13 protein-coding genes are annotated in these 16501 nt (G+C 33.0%); 7 read left to right on the forward strand and 6 right to left on the reverse strand.

Going from position 1 to position 16501, the window contains the following annotated elements; all coding sequences use genetic code 11:
- Positions 1–28: 28 nt before the first annotated feature.
- The gene (locus tag ACHRVZ_RS20665) at positions 29–613 is read right to left on the reverse strand and encodes an ACP phosphodiesterase (protein WP_395424919.1); all 585 of its coding nucleotides are present in this window, start codon (positions 611–613) and stop codon (positions 29–31) included.
- Positions 614–860: 247 nt separating this feature from the next.
- Here ACHRVZ_RS20665 and glmM point away from each other — a divergent pair, with 247 nt between their 5' ends.
- A complete protein-coding gene (gene glmM, locus ACHRVZ_RS20670; RefSeq protein WP_395424920.1) occupies positions 861–2249 on the forward strand; it encodes a phosphoglucosamine mutase in 1389 nt (462 codons plus the stop codon).
- A gap of 84 nt (positions 2250–2333) precedes the next feature.
- On the opposite strand, the gene ACHRVZ_RS20675 is transcribed toward glmM, so the two are convergent.
- Complete coding sequence (locus ACHRVZ_RS20675) at positions 2334–3206, reverse strand: lysophospholipid acyltransferase family protein (RefSeq protein WP_395424921.1); 873 nt, start codon at positions 3204–3206, stop codon at positions 2334–2336.
- Positions 3207–3318: 112 nt separating this feature from the next.
- On the opposite strand from ACHRVZ_RS20675, the gene ACHRVZ_RS20680 reads away from it, so the two are divergent.
- Together ACHRVZ_RS20680 and ACHRVZ_RS20685 are read left to right on the forward strand one after the other, a co-directional pair.
- Positions 3319–3966 (forward strand): rhomboid family intramembrane serine protease, encoded by a 648-nt coding sequence (locus ACHRVZ_RS20680; RefSeq protein ID WP_395424922.1) that lies wholly within the window; start codon positions 3319–3321, stop codon positions 3964–3966.
- 52 nt (positions 3967–4018) lie between these two features.
- On the forward strand, positions 4019–4711 hold the full coding sequence (locus ACHRVZ_RS20685) for an SIMPL domain-containing protein (protein WP_395424923.1): 693 nt from the start codon (positions 4019–4021) through the stop codon (positions 4709–4711).
- Between the two features lie 79 nt (positions 4712–4790).
- On the opposite strand, the gene ACHRVZ_RS20690 is transcribed toward ACHRVZ_RS20685, so the two are convergent.
- Genes ACHRVZ_RS20690 through ACHRVZ_RS20705 form a run of 4 tightly spaced genes read right to left on the reverse strand, consistent with a single transcriptional unit; the run spans position 4791 to position 8963 of the window.
- The gene (locus ACHRVZ_RS20690; protein ID WP_395424924.1) at positions 4791–5630 is read right to left on the reverse strand and encodes a sugar phosphate isomerase/epimerase family protein; all 840 of its coding nucleotides are present in this window, start codon (positions 5628–5630) and stop codon (positions 4791–4793) included.
- A 25-nt stretch (positions 5631–5655) separates the two neighbouring features.
- Positions 5656–6945 carry a sugar MFS transporter gene (locus ACHRVZ_RS20695; RefSeq protein WP_395424925.1) on the reverse strand — a complete coding sequence of 430 codons (1290 nt, stop codon included), beginning with the start codon at positions 6943–6945 and terminating at the stop codon, positions 5656–5658.
- 1 nt (position 6946) lies between these two features.
- Entirely contained in the window at positions 6947–7888 is a 942-nt protein-coding gene (locus ACHRVZ_RS20700) for a carbohydrate kinase (RefSeq protein ID WP_395424926.1), read from the reverse strand.
- A 46-nt stretch (positions 7889–7934) separates the two neighbouring features.
- Positions 7935–8963, reverse strand: coding sequence for a LacI family DNA-binding transcriptional regulator (locus ACHRVZ_RS20705; RefSeq protein WP_395424927.1), 1029 nt, complete (start codon positions 8961–8963; stop codon positions 7935–7937).
- Positions 8964–9496: 533 nt separating this feature from the next.
- On the opposite strand from ACHRVZ_RS20705, the gene ACHRVZ_RS20710 reads away from it, so the two are divergent.
- The 4 genes from ACHRVZ_RS20710 to ACHRVZ_RS20725 all read left to right on the forward strand — a co-directional run bounded on the left by ACHRVZ_RS20710 (position 9497) and on the right by ACHRVZ_RS20725 (position 16497).
- Positions 9497–12214, forward strand: a complete 2718-nt coding sequence (locus ACHRVZ_RS20710) for a TonB-dependent receptor domain-containing protein (RefSeq protein WP_395424928.1) — start codon at positions 9497–9499, stop codon at positions 12212–12214.
- A 22-nt stretch (positions 12215–12236) separates the two neighbouring features.
- Positions 12237–13589: a DUF4876 domain-containing protein gene (locus ACHRVZ_RS20715; protein ID WP_395424929.1), complete on the forward strand. Its 1353-nt coding sequence runs from the start codon at positions 12237–12239 to the stop codon at positions 13587–13589.
- A 66-nt stretch (positions 13590–13655) separates the two neighbouring features.
- On the forward strand, positions 13656–15215 hold the full coding sequence (locus tag ACHRVZ_RS20720; protein ID WP_395424930.1) for a DUF6850 family outer membrane beta-barrel protein: 1560 nt from the start codon (positions 13656–13658) through the stop codon (positions 15213–15215).
- A gap of 73 nt (positions 15216–15288) precedes the next feature.
- Entirely contained in the window at positions 15289–16497 is a 1209-nt protein-coding gene (locus tag ACHRVZ_RS20725; protein ID WP_395424931.1) for a cytochrome-c peroxidase, read from the forward strand.
- Positions 16498–16501: the final 4 nt, after the last annotated feature.

The following is a 16501-nucleotide window of genomic DNA, read 5'->3' on the forward strand; positions in this document are numbered from 1 at the left end:
GAAACTATATTATTGACAAAGACAATATTTATAGGGAAAGTAATTTTTGATTAGAATGTTTTTTTATGTCTTCAAAAAAGAGTGTAAATTCCTGTTCGAATTCAGGATAGAATTCTTTTAACTCTTCACTTGCAAATTGCATTTTGGATTGATTTTTTGATCTTCTGTCCATTTGAGTCAATATTTGATGAATTCCTTCGACAGTCTGATAACTTAAAAGCCAATTTTGCTTAATCATGTAAGGCATTAAGTCTTGAGTTTTTTCAGTCAAATCAGGATAGTTTTCATGTAAGGATCTATAAAATCTATTAACAAAATGATCTAGTTTTTCATCGGAATACTTTTCCCAGTTTTTGGCCAAAAAATGATCATAAATAATATCTACAATTACACCGGCATAGTGATGGTATTTTTCGTGCAAGCGTTTGGTGCTTTGTCTAAAAACATCGTGCGAATCTGTGTAAGTGTCAATGGAACGATGCAAAATAATCCCTTTTTGGATGTCTATCGGAAAATGTTCAAACTGTTTCCCACGAATTCCATCGGCCATAAAATTGCCAATTTTGATTAAATCATTTTCGCCGGAAAGATATATGTGGGCTAGGAAATTCATCTTTTTGTGAGGTGCTAAGGTTCTAAGATGCTAAGGCACTTAGTTATTTTAGTATAAAAGTATAAAAACTTTTTGACTTCGTTATTAATGAATCCCGAAGCTTTTGAACTTAACAGTCCGTAAAAAATAGTAGTAATTCAGTATCTCAGCTACTTAGCCACTTTTTTTTAAAATCTTAGCACCTTAGCACCTTAGTAACTCAGCAACTTTTCTATATTTGTAATAAAAATAACCATAACTCATTAAAATGACTTTAATAAAATCGATTTCAGGAATAAGAGGTACAATTGGTGGAAAAGTAGGAGATAACCTGACTCCTGTTGATGCTGTAAAATTTGCATCGGCGTATGGTACTTTTCTTAAAAACAATACTTCTAAAGAAAAATTAACTGTTGTAATTGGTCGTGATGCCAGAATTTCAGGACCAATGATTCACAACTTGGTCGTAAATACTTTGATAGGTTTAGGGATTAATGTGATTGATCTTGGACTTTCTACAACTCCAACTGTTGAAGTTGCTGTTCCTTTGGAAAAAGCAGATGGTGGAATTATTTTGACGGCTTCTCATAATCCAAAACAATGGAATGCTTTAAAATTATTGAATGCTAAAGGAGAATTTTTAAGTGGAGAAGAAGGAGCATTAATTTTAGAAATTGCAGAAGCAGAAGCTTTCGATTTCTCAGATGTTGATAGTTTGGGTGAGATTACTGTAAATGATGCCTATATGGATATTCATATCGACGAGGTTTTAAACTTACCTTTAGTAGATATCGAAGCTGTAAAAGCGGCTAAATTTAAAGTTGTGGTTGATGGAGTTAATTCTTCAGGAGGAATTATTATTCCAAGATTATTAGAATTAATGGGTGTTGAAGTGGTAAAATTATACTGCGAACCAAATGGACATTTTCCACATAATCCAGAACCTTTAAAAGAACATTTAACGGATATTTCTGAATTGGTAGTAAAAGAAAAAGCTCATTTAGGAGTTGTTGTGGATCCCGATGTTGATCGTTTGGCATTTATTTGCGAAGATGGAGAAATGTTTGGAGAAGAATATACTTTGGTAGCTTGCGCTGATTATGTTTTGAGTAAAACTCCTGGAAATACAGTTTCTAATATGTCATCTTCTCGTGCTTTACGTGACGTAACTGTTGCGCACGGTGGTAAATATGAAGCTAGTGCGGTTGGAGAAGTAAACGTAGTAGCTTTGATGAAAAAAAATAACGCTATTATTGGTGGTGAAGGTAACGGTGGAATTATCTATCCTGAATCTCATTACGGAAGAGATAGCTTGGTTGGAGTTGCCTTATTCCTGACACATTTGGCTAACAAGAAAATGTCAGTTTCGGCATTGCGTGCTTCATATCCTGAATATTATATGAGTAAAAATAAAATCGAATTGACTCCACAAATTGATGTTGATGCGATTTTAGTTGCGATGACTGAAAAGTATAAAAACGAAGATATTACAACAATTGATGGAGTAAAAATTGATTTTGCTACAGAATGGGTTCATTTAAGAAAATCAAACACAGAGCCAATTATTCGTATCTATACTGAAGCACCTTCGCAAGAAGCGGCAGATGTTTTAGCACTTCGAATTATAGATGAAATAAAAGCGATTGCAGGGATATAATTTCTTTCAATTACTTATTATACAAAAAAAACACCTTTTTCAATTTAATGAAAAAGGTGTTTTTTGTTTTATTGTGCTTTGATATTATTCAACTCGATGTTTCCATCTTTTATGTGTCCACAAATAATATTCAGGAGCTTCATAAATTTGTTTTTCAACTTCTCTTAAGTATTTCTCAGTAATGTCAAAGTTTTCATAATCGTGCGGGTTATCTGCAATAGGTACAAATGTAGCTTCATAATAACCTCTTGCTACTTTATTTACTTTTACAAAAACGACACTAAGGTCATATTTTTTGGCCAGCATTTCAGCGCCGGTGTGTACAGGAACTTCAACTCCCATAAATTTCATCGAATGAAAAATTCGATCGAGTTTTGGCGATTGATCACTTGCCAGACCGTACATACTTAAAATTCCGTCACGTTGATTTTGAGCCATTGTTGGAATCGCTTTTCTTGTTTCAACTAATTCAGTGTCGTATTTCGAGCGAATTTTTCGAACCAATTTATCAAAGTAAGGATTAGCAACTTTTTTATAAACGGCAATTCCACGAAAAGCAATTTTAGGATTAATAGTCAAAAGCCATTCATAGCTTGCGTAGTGTGAAGCAACGAGAATAACGCTTTTACCTTTTTTTGCATATTCGTTTACAAGTTCAAGATTAGTAACTTTAAATCTTTTTTCCATTTCTTCAGACGAAATGCTCATTGTTTTGATCATTTCCAGAAACATATCGCACATATGCTGATAGAATTTCTTTTCGATATCTTTTCGCTCCGTATCACTTAAGTGAGGTAATGCCAGTGCTAAGTTTGCACTAACCACTTTTTTGCGGTACCCAACAATTTTATAGATAATAAAATATACAAAATCTGAAAACCAGTAAAATAATCGAAAAGGAAGTATAGAGATAAGCCAAAGTAAAGGATAGGCCAGTATATAAACGAGAAATTGCATGTATTTTTTTTGTACAAATATAAAGTAAAAATGAATAACCATCGATATTTTGCTTTCGTACCAAGTTATGTTCGAGAATGACTATATTTACATTTCACAATAAATATTTTTTATGAATACCGTAAATACCATTCTAGTTGGGATTATAGTTGCCAATGTTTTAATAAGTTATAAAGGTTTTAATGACATTTCTTTTTTTAGAAAATACGAATTCCATGTAGGGAGTATTCGTTCCGGAGAACAAATCAGAATGCTTTCGTCTGGTTTTTTGCATGTTGATATGATGCATTTGATCTTTAATATGTTGACACTTTGGTTTTTTGCGCCAGTGGTTTTAAATTGGTTAGGAAATTTCTCTTTTGTTTTAATTTATTTCGGAAGCTTAATTTTTGGAAGTTTACTGACCATGTTTTTTCATAAGAATGATTATAGTTATCGTGCGGTTGGTGCATCTGGCGCGGTGACCGGTGTTTTGTATTCGGCCATATTGTTGCAGCCTGATATGATGTTGGGAATCTTTTTTGTTATTCCGATACCAGCCTATTTATTCGGAATTTTATATTTATTGTATTCTATTTACGGCATGCGTGCCAAAAATGATAATATTGGACACACAGCACATTTTGGTGGAGCTATGGGTGGTTATTTGATTACTTTGATAAAAGAGCCTTCATTAATTGTAGATCATAGTTTGATGGTAATTTTGTTGGCAATTCCTATTTTGGTACTTTTTGTAATGGCAAAATTGGGTAAGTTGTAACAATGGCACAACTTTTGAAATGCCTTTATCAAATAACTTAAATATAACAAAAATGAAGAAAGTACTATTTTTTTTAACAATCATGTTTATGACTATGTCTTACGCTCAAGAAGTAAAACAAATTCCTCAGATTAATGTAAGTGGTGAAGGAAAGATAAAAGTAGCACCAGATCAAGTTTGTATTTCAGCTACGGTTGAAACAAAGGGAAATAATGCTAAAGATATCAAAAAGCAAAACGACGAGAAAATCGATGCAGTTTTGAAATTTATCAAAAAAATGAATATCCCGGTTGCAGATTACAAAACCAAACAAGTTTCATTGAATCCGCAATACGACTATGAGAAAAAGAAAACAAGTTATAATGCAACTCAAACTGTTGAAATCGTTTTAAAAGATTTATCGAAATACGATGAATTAATGGAAGGATTGGTTGCGCAGGGAATTAACCGTTTAGATAATGTTTCTTTTGAATCGTCTAAATTAGCTCAATACCAAACAGAAGCTCGTAAATTAGCGATTAAAGATGCTAAAGCAAAAGCGGAAGATTATGTTTCTGTTTTAGGACAAAAAGTTGGTAAAGCAATAACAATTTCAGACAATTCTCAGGTGTATCACCCAAGACCAATGTACTCAGCTATGAAGTCAATGGCAATGGATAGTAATGCCGGTGCTGAAAACGAAACTTTAGCAATTGGAGAGATCGAAATTACAGCAAACGTAAGTGTGAGTTTTATTTTAGACTAATAGCTCTCATTTCATATAATAAAAAATCCCATTCGTGTTAAAACGAATGGGATTTTTTTATTTTGTAACTCATTTAGTATTAAGCTATTTTTTGTTTTATAAAATTTAAACTTCCAATGGCCAATTCCTCGGCATTGTGAGGAGATGTTTGCCATAAAGAAACCGCTTGCTGCATTCCGTCGATAGACGAAGAAAAATTCTCAAGAACCAGATTTCCTTCAAAATCTATTATTTTTAATGCTTTAAAAAGTTCGTCCCAATTTACGGTTCCTTCTCCTGGCATACCACGATTACTTTCTGTAATATGCAGGTGTTTCAGTTTTTTATTTGATGCTATAATTGGATCATAAAAATTGTTTTCTTCTATATTCATGTGAAAAGTATCCAGATGAACGGCAAGATTAGCAGCATTTGTGTTTTGAATTATTTCTAAAACATTTGCAGCAGTGTTACAAACATAACTTTCGTAACGATTTATTGGTTCAATACCTATTGTGATACCTAGTTTATCAGCATAAATGGCCGCTTCTCCCAATACATTTGTTATGATTTCTTTCTCTTTTATTGTAACGGAATTGCCTGTAAATACGCCTATTCCGCTATGTAAAACACCTCCTAAAAAAACACTTTCAACCGCAGCAGTTTTGTCCAAAGCTTTGCAGATAAGTGTTAACGCTTCTTTAGGGTAAAACGGAATATGTGCTTCTTTTGGCAAATTGAGCGAGCAGACCACATCAAGCGCATTTTCTTTAAGTTGCTTTTTTACCGTTTTCGCATCAAAATCCATGTGGTTTGGCAGAAGTATTTCGATGAGGTCAAAACCATTTTGAGCAGTTTTTTGTATGGCATAATAACCGGATTCTGGTGTCCAGTTTGGCGTTATCCAAGATAGTAACGAAGCTCCAAATTTAATTTTCATTGAACTGTTTTTTTGATGATTTAATTTAGATCAGATTTTTGTCATTATTATAAACTAGATTGTTTTTTACTGCATTTTGAGATAAACCAATCGTTTTTGGTTTGTAATATTTGACCGCAAACAAAAGAATTACTAAATAACAAACAATAGGTAAAAGATACGCATATGCAATATTTGTATTGGCTACAAAGCCCATTATAGGAGGGAATACTGCACCGCCAAACATTGCCATTACTAAGAAAGAAGATGCTTGTTCTGTTTTGTTTCCGAGTTTTTTTAATCCGAGACTGAAAATAGTCGGATACATTACACTCAAAAAGAAGTTTAACATAATCAAGGCGATAAAAGATATCCATCCAAAGCTTTGCGAAATGATTAGGCATAAAACAATATTTGCAATGCAATATATGGCCAGCAGTTTATTGGGAGCAATATAACGCATTAAAAAGGTTCCAATAAAACGTCCGATCATCATCATTGCCATGCTAAGAGAAAAATAATAAGCTACCTGATTGTCAGCAAGCCCCGTTTTTTCTACTCCATAATTAATGAAATATGCCCAGGTTCCGCCTTGTGCGCCAATATTAAAAAATTGTGCTGCGACGGCCCACATAAAATGACGTTGACGATATAGTGGAGCATTTGAAACGACATCTTGTGTTCCTGTGTCTAGCGTATTTTGCTCTTGCTCGCCGTGAGGATTTTTTAAAGTAGGAACTTTTACGAACCAGAAAGCTATGCCTATGATAAGAATTATAACTCCGATGACTGTATATAAATTTTTGACTGATTCCAGACCATCAGCTCCTTTGGTATTCAATATAAAGAAACCTCCTAGCAAAGGTCCAATTATAGCTCCCAAACCATTAAAGGATTGTGCAAAATTTATTCTTTGGTCACTTGTTCGTTCATCGCCGAGCGAAGCAACAAAAGGGTGCGCAACAGTTTCAAGCGTTGCAAGCCCTGATGCAAGTATGAACAATGCTATTCTGAAATAAGTAAAAGATTCATTTTGAGCTGCAGGAACAAACAGGAAAGCGCCAAGTGCATAAAGTAGTAAGCCTAGCAAAACGCCTTTTTTATAACCGTATTTTTTCATGAATAATCCGGCAGGAATACCCATTACTGCATAAGCGCCAAAAATTGACAATTGTAACAAACCAGATTCAGATTTGCTGATATGCAATACGTTCTGAAAGTGTTTATTAAGTACATCGCCCATAGTAATTGCAATAGCCCAAAATAAAAAAAGCGAGATTACAAATAATAAGGTAATGGTATATTTTTTTTCGGTGAATTTAGCCTGAGATTCCATATTAGATCATTATTAATGGTTTAGTAGTCTCCCATGTTGGATCATTTTTAATACAGAAAGACTCAAAATCACTGTAAGTATAATTTGGGCAAGCACTTTCATTTGAAGTAATAAAAGCTCCAAGTGCTGTTGCCTGGCTCATGATTTCATACGGATCAGCATTTAGTATTCTTTTAGAAAGAAAACCTGCTAAGAATGCATCTCCGCTTCCAACAGTATCCTGAATGGTTACCGGAACAGCAGGAACTTCGTAGTGTGCATCAGCATTGTAATATATTGCTCCCTTGCTTCCTTTACTCACCAATATTTCTTTAATATCGAAGGTATCTTGTATAAAGTGTATTGAGTCTTCTTCACCTTTGTAATCTTTGTTTAAAAAATCTAGTATAAGTCGAAGCTCTGCTTTGTTCATTTTTACAAGATCGGCTTTAAAAAGGAGTTCTTTAATTACTGGAATAGAATAGAAGGGAGGACGTATATTTACATCAAAAACCTTGAATTTTGCAATTTCTAAAAGTTCAAAGAGAGTATTTCTGGAGGTTTCATTTCGTGTAATAAGACTTCCAAAAACAAATGCAGATGCATTGCTTATCTTCTCTTTGTAGTCATTTCTAAATTCGATGTAATCCCAAGCGACTGGTTGTATAATATCATAATGCGCTTCGTTATGTTCATCTATATGTGCAATTACGGTTCCTGTAGGATAGTGAGTATCGATTTGGCTATCTTGGGTTGCGATTTTCCAGTCTGCTAATTGAGACATTAGATCCATACCCAATTTATCGTTTCCTACGCGACTGATCATATGTGCGTCAATGCCCATTCTCATTAGGTTATAGGCTACATTAAAAGGTGCTCCACCGGCACGTGCTCCTTCAGGAAAGATGTCCCAAAGTACTTCTCCATAACAAAATATAGAGGGATTATTAGTTTGTTGTTTCATGATTGTTTTAGGTTAAACGTTTAAGCAAATTGATAAATAAAAAAAGTTAGTTAAGTTTAGGTTCTGAAGACTGACCGATATGCAGTTCAGCTTTCAAAATGATATTTTGTATTGGTAAGGTGTGGTTACTAATTTTAGCATAAAGTACTTCTACAGCTTTGGTTCCTATGGTAGTAAGAGGTTGTCTGACAAAAGTTATAGGCGTGGCAAAAAGTTCGTACGCTTCGGTTTCATCAAAAGCAACTACAGCAAGATCCTTAGGAATGTTTATTCCTAATTTCATCAGTTTTTTTATACCGGAAACGGCAAGTTTATTACTGGTAAAAAAAACAGCATCTGGTTTATTAAGATTATTTTTTTGAAATAGATGATTGAAACCAGAGGAAATTTCCTGATCTATATTGTCTTTATCAATATCAAGTACTGCGTTTTTATTTTGTAAAAGTTGATGTTTTTCTAATGCATCTGTAAACCCCTTTGTTCTTTGCAATAGATGTTGCAACATGGTTTGATAGGCTACAAGATGTATGTTTTTATAACCATTATTTATAAGGTATTGCGTTACATCATAGCTTATCTCGTAGTTATTTATTTGTATGTTATCTGCTTCAATTTTTGGTAAATGCCTATCGATTAATACAAAAGGCATTTTTTGTTTTTGTAATTTATGCAGGTATTTTTCGGTGTTTTCTACAGGAGCGATAATCAATCCATCGGCCTGGCGATCGCAAAACATATTAATAAGACCTTCAAATTTTTCCGGATTTTCATCGGAGCTTCCTATCAATAAAGTATATCCAATTTTATTGGCTTCATCTTCAATGATTCGGGCAATTTGAGAAAAGTAAGGATTGGCAATATCGGCCACGATAAGTCCGATAATGTTTGTACGTTGTGTCTTAAGGCTTTTTGCGATGTTGTTGGGGCGATAGTTAAGCTCTTCTGCAGCTCGCTTAACTTTTTCGATGGTATCTTTTCCAATGCGGCTATCAATCTTATTGTTAAGTACATAAGATACTGAGGCAATAGATACGCCTGCTTTTACTGCCACATCTTTTATGGAAATTCTCTTCACTACATCGATTTCTGAAAAGCAAATATAATCAAGTTAAACGTTTAAGCAAATTTTTTAACACAAAAAAGAGGAGCACATTATTTTGTTTAATTTAAAGTTACGTCTTCTTTATAAAATCTTCATAGAATCGGAAAAATAGAGAACAGGTAAAGTAACTATAGGTTTCAGTCGTTTACAGGAGATTGCGCATTGTATCAATAAGATGAAACCTGCATTAGCAGAAATGGGACTGTATTCTGATGAAGAAAATAAAAAAAATATTTTTTTTTCTTTTTGAGTTTTTATAAGGAAAATCATTTGTAACTATTGCTTTGGCTGTAGTTGCAAACGATTTTAATTTATGAGATGTATCACATTGGTTACTAGTTTTAATGGTCAATTGAAGTTCTGAAAAATAGTCAGTACAACCTTTTTGAGATATTTCTTTCAAGTTAAATTTGTATTTAATAAAGCGCTAAATAAAACTATTTAGTTTAAGTCTAAATAAGTTTAAATGTTTTATCTTTGCACAAAATTTTTAAATGCCCTTTAAATTGAAATATTTCGTTCTACTATTCCTTTTCATTGCAACTACTATTTCGGCACAGCAACACATAGTAAAAGGTCATGTTGTTGAAAGTATCACTCAAAAGCCACTGCAAAGTGTTACTGTTTTAGAGTTAAAATCGAACAAATGGACGATTACTGACGAAAACGGATATTTTGAGATCAAATTAAACGACATCAAAGAATTTAGTTTGAATTTTCGTTTATTAGGAAAGCAGGAAAAAAGTATCGTTTATACCAAAGAGCAAGTTGCAAAATCTATAATTGTAGAATTAGAGAATGACGATTTGAGATTAAAAGAAATCATCGTTTCTGCTCGAAAAGGAAAAAACTTCTCAGAAATCATCATGGGAAGAGAGGCGATTAACCAGGTTCAGGCCTTTTCTCTTAGCGATGTTTTAGAGCAATTACCCGGTCAGGCTACCACTAATTTTGATATGAATGAATTTAAGACTATTGCTTTTAGAACTGTAAAACCTAGTCTTATTGGTAATACAGCATATGGTAATAAATCTTTTGGAACCGCTATTGTCGTCGATGGAATTCCGATTTCGAACAATGAAAATATGCAATCCTATGGAGGAAATTATGGTGAACCATTTTCACCAAATACCCTTGGTTTTGGAGATTCTTCAGCCAATGATTTTAATGGTTATTTTTCTAATGCTAATTATGGAGCAGATTTAAGACAAATCTCAACAGGAAATATCGAGAAGATTGAAGTGGTTCAAGGAATTCCATCTGCTAAATATGGAGATTTAACTTCGGGATTAATTAAAATTGAGCAAAAAGCAGGACAATCACCCTTTAGAGTTTATGCTTCCTTAAGAGACGGAACCAGCGAATATGGTTTCTCTAAGGGATTTAAAATCAGTGATAAGTTTGGGTTTTTAAATGCTGCTGTAAATTATACTAAATCCAACTCAGAGCCACGTGTTTCCTATACAAAATACGATCGTGTTAACACAAATTTGATGTGGAGCTGGGCCAATAAAAATATTCGCAATTCATTTTCTGTAGACTACGGTTTTAATAATGACAATGTGAATTATGAAGCTGAAGGAACAGATGATAAAATTGTAAAAAATAAAAAGACAGACCTTTCGATTTCGAACCGTTTTAAATTGAATTTTTCAGAAAGTTTTTTTGATAATCTAGATGTGAATTTTAATTTTTCACACGGAAAACAAAACACTTTTGAGTCTAAAGTAGTAAACGTTGGGGGAACTATAGTAGGTACAAGTACAACAGAAGGCGTATATACAGGAACATATACATTACCAAGTTATACTACAGTAAAAGCAGTAGAAGGTATTCCTATTTCTTCTTTTTTATCGGCAGATTTATATAAGTCATACGCTACAGGTAGCTGGATGCATAATATGTCTTACGGAACTGCCATAAGAATGAGTGACAATAAAGGACGTGGCCGTTTAGGAAGTCCGGAGACAATGAACAGTGCTTTTACAAACACTAACGGTGGATCAGGGCAGGCTTTTAGACCTTATAATTATGCTGATAATATTTTAGCTGAATACCAATTTTCATTGTATGCTGAAGATAATATAGTAAAAAACTGGGATCGAAGTGCTTTAAACATTGATGCTGGTTTACGTTATGATAATCAATATGGATATTCATTTTTAGCGCCCCGTATTAATGCGTCTTATGCACAGGATAATTTTAAAATTCGCGGAGGTTTTGGTTTAACTTCAAAAGCACCTTCTTTAAATCAGGTATACACAGGTCCTCGTTATTATGATGCTGTTTTGGGAGATTACAGACTTCCGGGTTATTATAATTTAGGCATTGTTCAGACTTTTATAGATTATTCTAATAATGAAAACTTAAAACCTTCAAAAAGTTTGCGTTCAGAAATTGGTTTCGACTACAAACTGCCTTTTGCAACCGTAAATATTACCGGGTTTTATAATAATTTGTATGACGGAATTACAAGTCAATCACTTCCTACAACACGTCAGGTTGCCGATCTGAAAATTAACTACAACGGAAATCAGACTCCGACCTATGATATTACGGGATATTCTCCTTTTTATTATTTGCAAACACAATTGGTAAATAAATATTTATCGAAAGACAGAGGTATTGAGTTCTTCATGAATTTTGATAAAACATTTATAAAAAATATCTCTTTTGATCTTAATGGAAGTTATATCGAAACAACTAATCGTAATGATATTGACCGTTATTACCGCTCTACAAATGTGAATACGGTAGAAAAATATGGTCTTTACAAACCTTATGATGAATATTACAAAAGTTTTAGTTTAGCAGGAAACCTTAGTTACCATTTGCCTAAAATTGGTATGGTGATCGCCATTAGAAGTGAACATTTTATTGTAAACAATAATAATTATAGTAACGATAATCAGTTGTATGCCTATTTAGATCAAAATTTAAACAAGATTTTAATTCCTGCAGAAGATCAAAACAACAAGGTACTTTACGGACATATTTTGAAAACACCATCGGTTTATGACAAAGAGCTTCAAAAAGTGTATCATAACTTCAACCTGCGAGTTTCAAAAGATTTCCTTAACGGATTTAGATTTTCCTTCTATGCCAATAATTTCTTAGATCTAAAACAAACAGAAATCGCACTTGTAAATGGTACGTATGTACAACGAATAAAGCCTGACATGGTGCAATTATCATTTGGAACCAAGATCGAATATCAATTTTAAATTCTAATACAATTTCAATTTTATGAAAAATATAATCCTCTTATTTGCTATTGCGGTTACTCTTTTTTCGTGCACTATCAATGATGATTTTGGAGGCGGTACTAACTTACAGCCTGTTTCTTTTACAGTAAATTTAAAATACGATAAAGATCAATATAATGGTTTAGCGGTTAATACCGGTAATGTAGTTTTAACAAATACAAATACTGGAGATACTTATACAGCAACCTCAACTGCTGCCGGAATAGTGAGTTTTACGAATATTCTTCCGGGAACTTATAATGTTACGGCAACGAAAGCAGTAACAAGCGAAGAGTTTTTTAACTTATTTCAATTTACACCAACTACTGCAACGGTAACATTTAATGGATCACAAGAAAAAGTAATTGTCAATGCTAACATCGCGACAACAAATGTTGAATTGAAGGCAGCAAGAATTGGTGATTTAGTAATTAAACAAATTTATTACGCAGGTTCACATGCTACACAAGGTGCGGTTTTTAGAGATCAGTTTATTGAAATCTATAACAATTCTAACGAACTTATTTATGCCGATGGTTTGTATATAGGACAGTTATACGGAAAAATAAATATTACGCAAAGTGCTATTACATTGGCCAACGGACAGTATGATTGGAGCAAATCAATTGGTATGATAGCTGGAGCTGATGCCAATACCAAAAATGTATATGCAGATTATGTTATGAGAATCCCTGGTACAGGAATGCAATACCCAATTAAACCTGGAGAAAGTATTGTTATTGCACAAACAGCGATTAATCATAAATCTCCTTTGGTTGATAATACAGGTATTCCGTTAAGTGTGAAAAATCCTGATTTAACTGTTGATTTAAGTGCTGCCGATTTTGAAGTCTATTTAGGAGATTATCTTTTATCAAAAGGCAAAGATGTCTACCGTTATGATATTCAGAATCCTGCTGTTAAAGATATGGAAATTGCCTATTGGGGACGCGCCGGATATGAGAGTGGTAACCAGGATTTTTTAATGGATAATCCGGGAAGAGATAGTTTTGTTATTTTCCGTGCTGATAATTTTGATAAATTTTTAGATTATTCAGATCCTTCAATAACGGTAATAGACAGCAAGGCTAAATTTTTTATTCAAATCCCTACAAAGGATATTATTGACGGAGTTGATTTACAGAATTTTAGTCCAAGTTCTCAAAGACCAAAAATGTTACCTTCAGAAATAGATGCTTCTTTCACGAATTGTGATGCTTCGTTTAATTCACAATCTGTTATCAGAAAAACTAAAAGCATTGTCAACGGGCGCAGAATTTTAGAAGACACTAATAATTCGGCTAGTGATTTTGTAAAATTGGCTATGGCAAATCCAAAAGGTTTTGCAAACTAAAATATCAAGAAAGAAATAGAATGACAGTACGTTATTTTATTTCTTTAACAAGTTAGAATCTTAAAAATGATTTCAAAAAAAACAATATTATTTTTTTTACTACTGTTAAGTTGTGCTGTACAAGCGCAACTTACAGATAGTCTACTGGTAAAACAAAATTCATTCTATAACGATATTGAAGTTCGGTTATTTGAAACTCCGTTATTTTTCACCTCTCAGAATTTAAGTGATTTTACACAAACCCAACTTGATTTTGAGCAAAAGATAACACCTTTTAAACGCGTACAAACTGCAGAAAAATCTACAAAATATGCGTTTACGACACAAGGAATTTTTAATCTAAAACCTCGATTACGACTTTTTGGAAATTTTGTTTACAACCAAATGTTTGAAGATGGTTTAGGATACAACCTTTCGACAGAGCGTACTGAAAATCAAAATGTACTTTCACCAAACTATTTTTTCGCTCCAAAGAAAGGAAATTGGGAGATTCAAAATTATAGTCTAAATGGAGGTTTATCCTATCAATTAGAAAATAATATCTTACTTGGAGCAACGGTTTTTTACAACAATAGCAAAAATTATAGAAAAATTGATCCTCGTCCACAAATTGCTTTGAGTAATTATGGAGGAGAGCTTCACGGAGGATATGTTTATAGAAATCATCGAATATTTGGTTCTGTTGGAATGTCAAAAAAGGCAGAAACTGGTGATATCGATTATGTTGATGCTACTCAAAATGCACCTGCCTATCCGGAAACATTCACCACTTTTTCGTCAGGATATGGTAGAGTTGTTTTTAATTCATCTTATAACAAATATATTTTTAGCACGATCGACAAGAATTTTGGTTTAGGATATCAATATCAAAATGATAGAAATAGTTTGGGATTGACTTATAAATTCAACAAATCGATGCAGGATTTTTACGGAAAAGATGCCAATGGTAATGTTTACATCGAAAATGATTTAAGACAGTACCGTTATCGTTTTTATTCGAATACTGCAAAATTGAATTATTATCACGACGGAGAAGTTAAAGATTATAAATTGCAATTAGAATACAGTGCTGGCCAAGGAGATAATTTCTCGGTTGCCGAAAACGGACAGAATTATAGAATGAATTTAGACCGCTTGCAGCTTAGCAGTGGAATCATTAAAAAAGAAAATGATCGTGTACTTTATAATTTTGAATTAATTGGTGCTTATGCAAAACACAAATACATTGATTTACTTGGAAGCACAAATAAAAAGTTAAACACTTTAGAAATTCAGGCAGTATTCAATAGAGATATTTTTACTAATGAAAAAAATAAATTGAATCTGGAATTTGGTATAAATTATTATGTTCCCTTAAATGAGGAATTGTTATATGTGCCAACTTCATCAAATACGGCGTTTGCAGATAATGTGATCATTCCGGATCATGCTTACGATAGTACTTCAAAATTGCAATCGAATATTGTGGCCAATTATTATATCAAATTGCCTAAGAAGAAAACGCTTCAATTTTTTATAAACTATAAGACATTAACAGCATTAGATAATAAATATTTAGAGTATTACGCCAATTTAAATACAAAAGCGAGTACTTATTTTAATGGTGGAATTTCGATAAATTATTAAGTTTTATAGCAATCAAAAAATAATAATTTATAGTTTTGTAATCCCCTTGATTTGAAAGTCAATATTACCACAAATGAAAAAAAAATCAGCTCTAATAATCCTTTTATTACTTAGTATTACATTAGTTTCAGTACGAAATTATAATCCTGATAATGGCACCTATTATTCTATTGCCGAATTAAAAAAAATGTACAGTAGCGGCGATCATAGTAAATGGCCTAAAGCTACTATTGATAGTTCAGTTGTTGATTTTGAAGATATAGGAGTACTTCCGGATGTTGTATTTCCGGCAGATAATCCGTATTCGCTTGCTAAAAGAGAATTGGGTAAAGTATTGTTTTTTGATCCAAGGTTATCTGGTTCTCAACAAATTTCTTGTGCTTCATGCCACGATCCTGAATTAGGTTGGGGAGATGGAAAACGTGTTTCTAATGGACATGACAGAACTGCGGGGACACGAAATTCGAAACCGATTATCAATGTTGCTTTTTCTAAAGTATTTTTCTGGGACGGGCGCGCTGCGACTTTAGAAGAGCAGGCAAAATTCCCTATTGCTGATGTTAAAGAAATGAACAATCATATGGATATTGCTGTAAAGAATATTCAAAAAATTGAAGGCTATAAGAAGTTCTTTTATAGCGCATATGGAGAAGAGAAAGTAACTGAAGAAAAAATTTTAAAAGCAATTGCAACTTTTGAACGTACGGTTGTGAGCCGAAAAAGTCGTTTTGATAAATTTATTGAGGGTGATAGTACACAACTTTCAGATAAAGAAGTTAGCGGATTGCATTTGTTTAGAACAAAAGCAAGATGTATAAACTGCCATAATTCTCCTTATTTCTCAGATAATCAATTTCATAATGCTGGTTTGACTTACTACAAACGAAAGTATGAAGATTTAGGAAGATACAATATTACGCACGATCCTGAAGATGTTGGGAAATTTAAAACACCTTCATTAAGAGAAATCGTACATACAGGACCTTATATGCACAATGGACTATTTCCTCAACTAAGAGGAGTTTTAAATTTGTATAATGCCGGAATGCCTAATTTAAAACCTAAAGGAGATCAGATTACTGATAAATTATTTCCTGTGACTTCGCCTTTATTGAAAAAATTGAATTTGACCGAACAAGAATTACAAGATCTTGAAGCATTCTTAAAAAGTATATCTTCTGGAATTTATCGCGAACCTGCGCCTGAAGAATTTCCTAAAAAGAAAGTGACTAAAGTAAAAAATGGTTCTACAGCTGCTAAAGCTGTCACTGTCGCATCTTAAGTTT

Source organism: Flavobacterium sp. FlaQc-57 (assembly GCF_044007395.1).
Taxonomy (GTDB): domain Bacteria; phylum Bacteroidota; class Bacteroidia; order Flavobacteriales; family Flavobacteriaceae; genus Flavobacterium.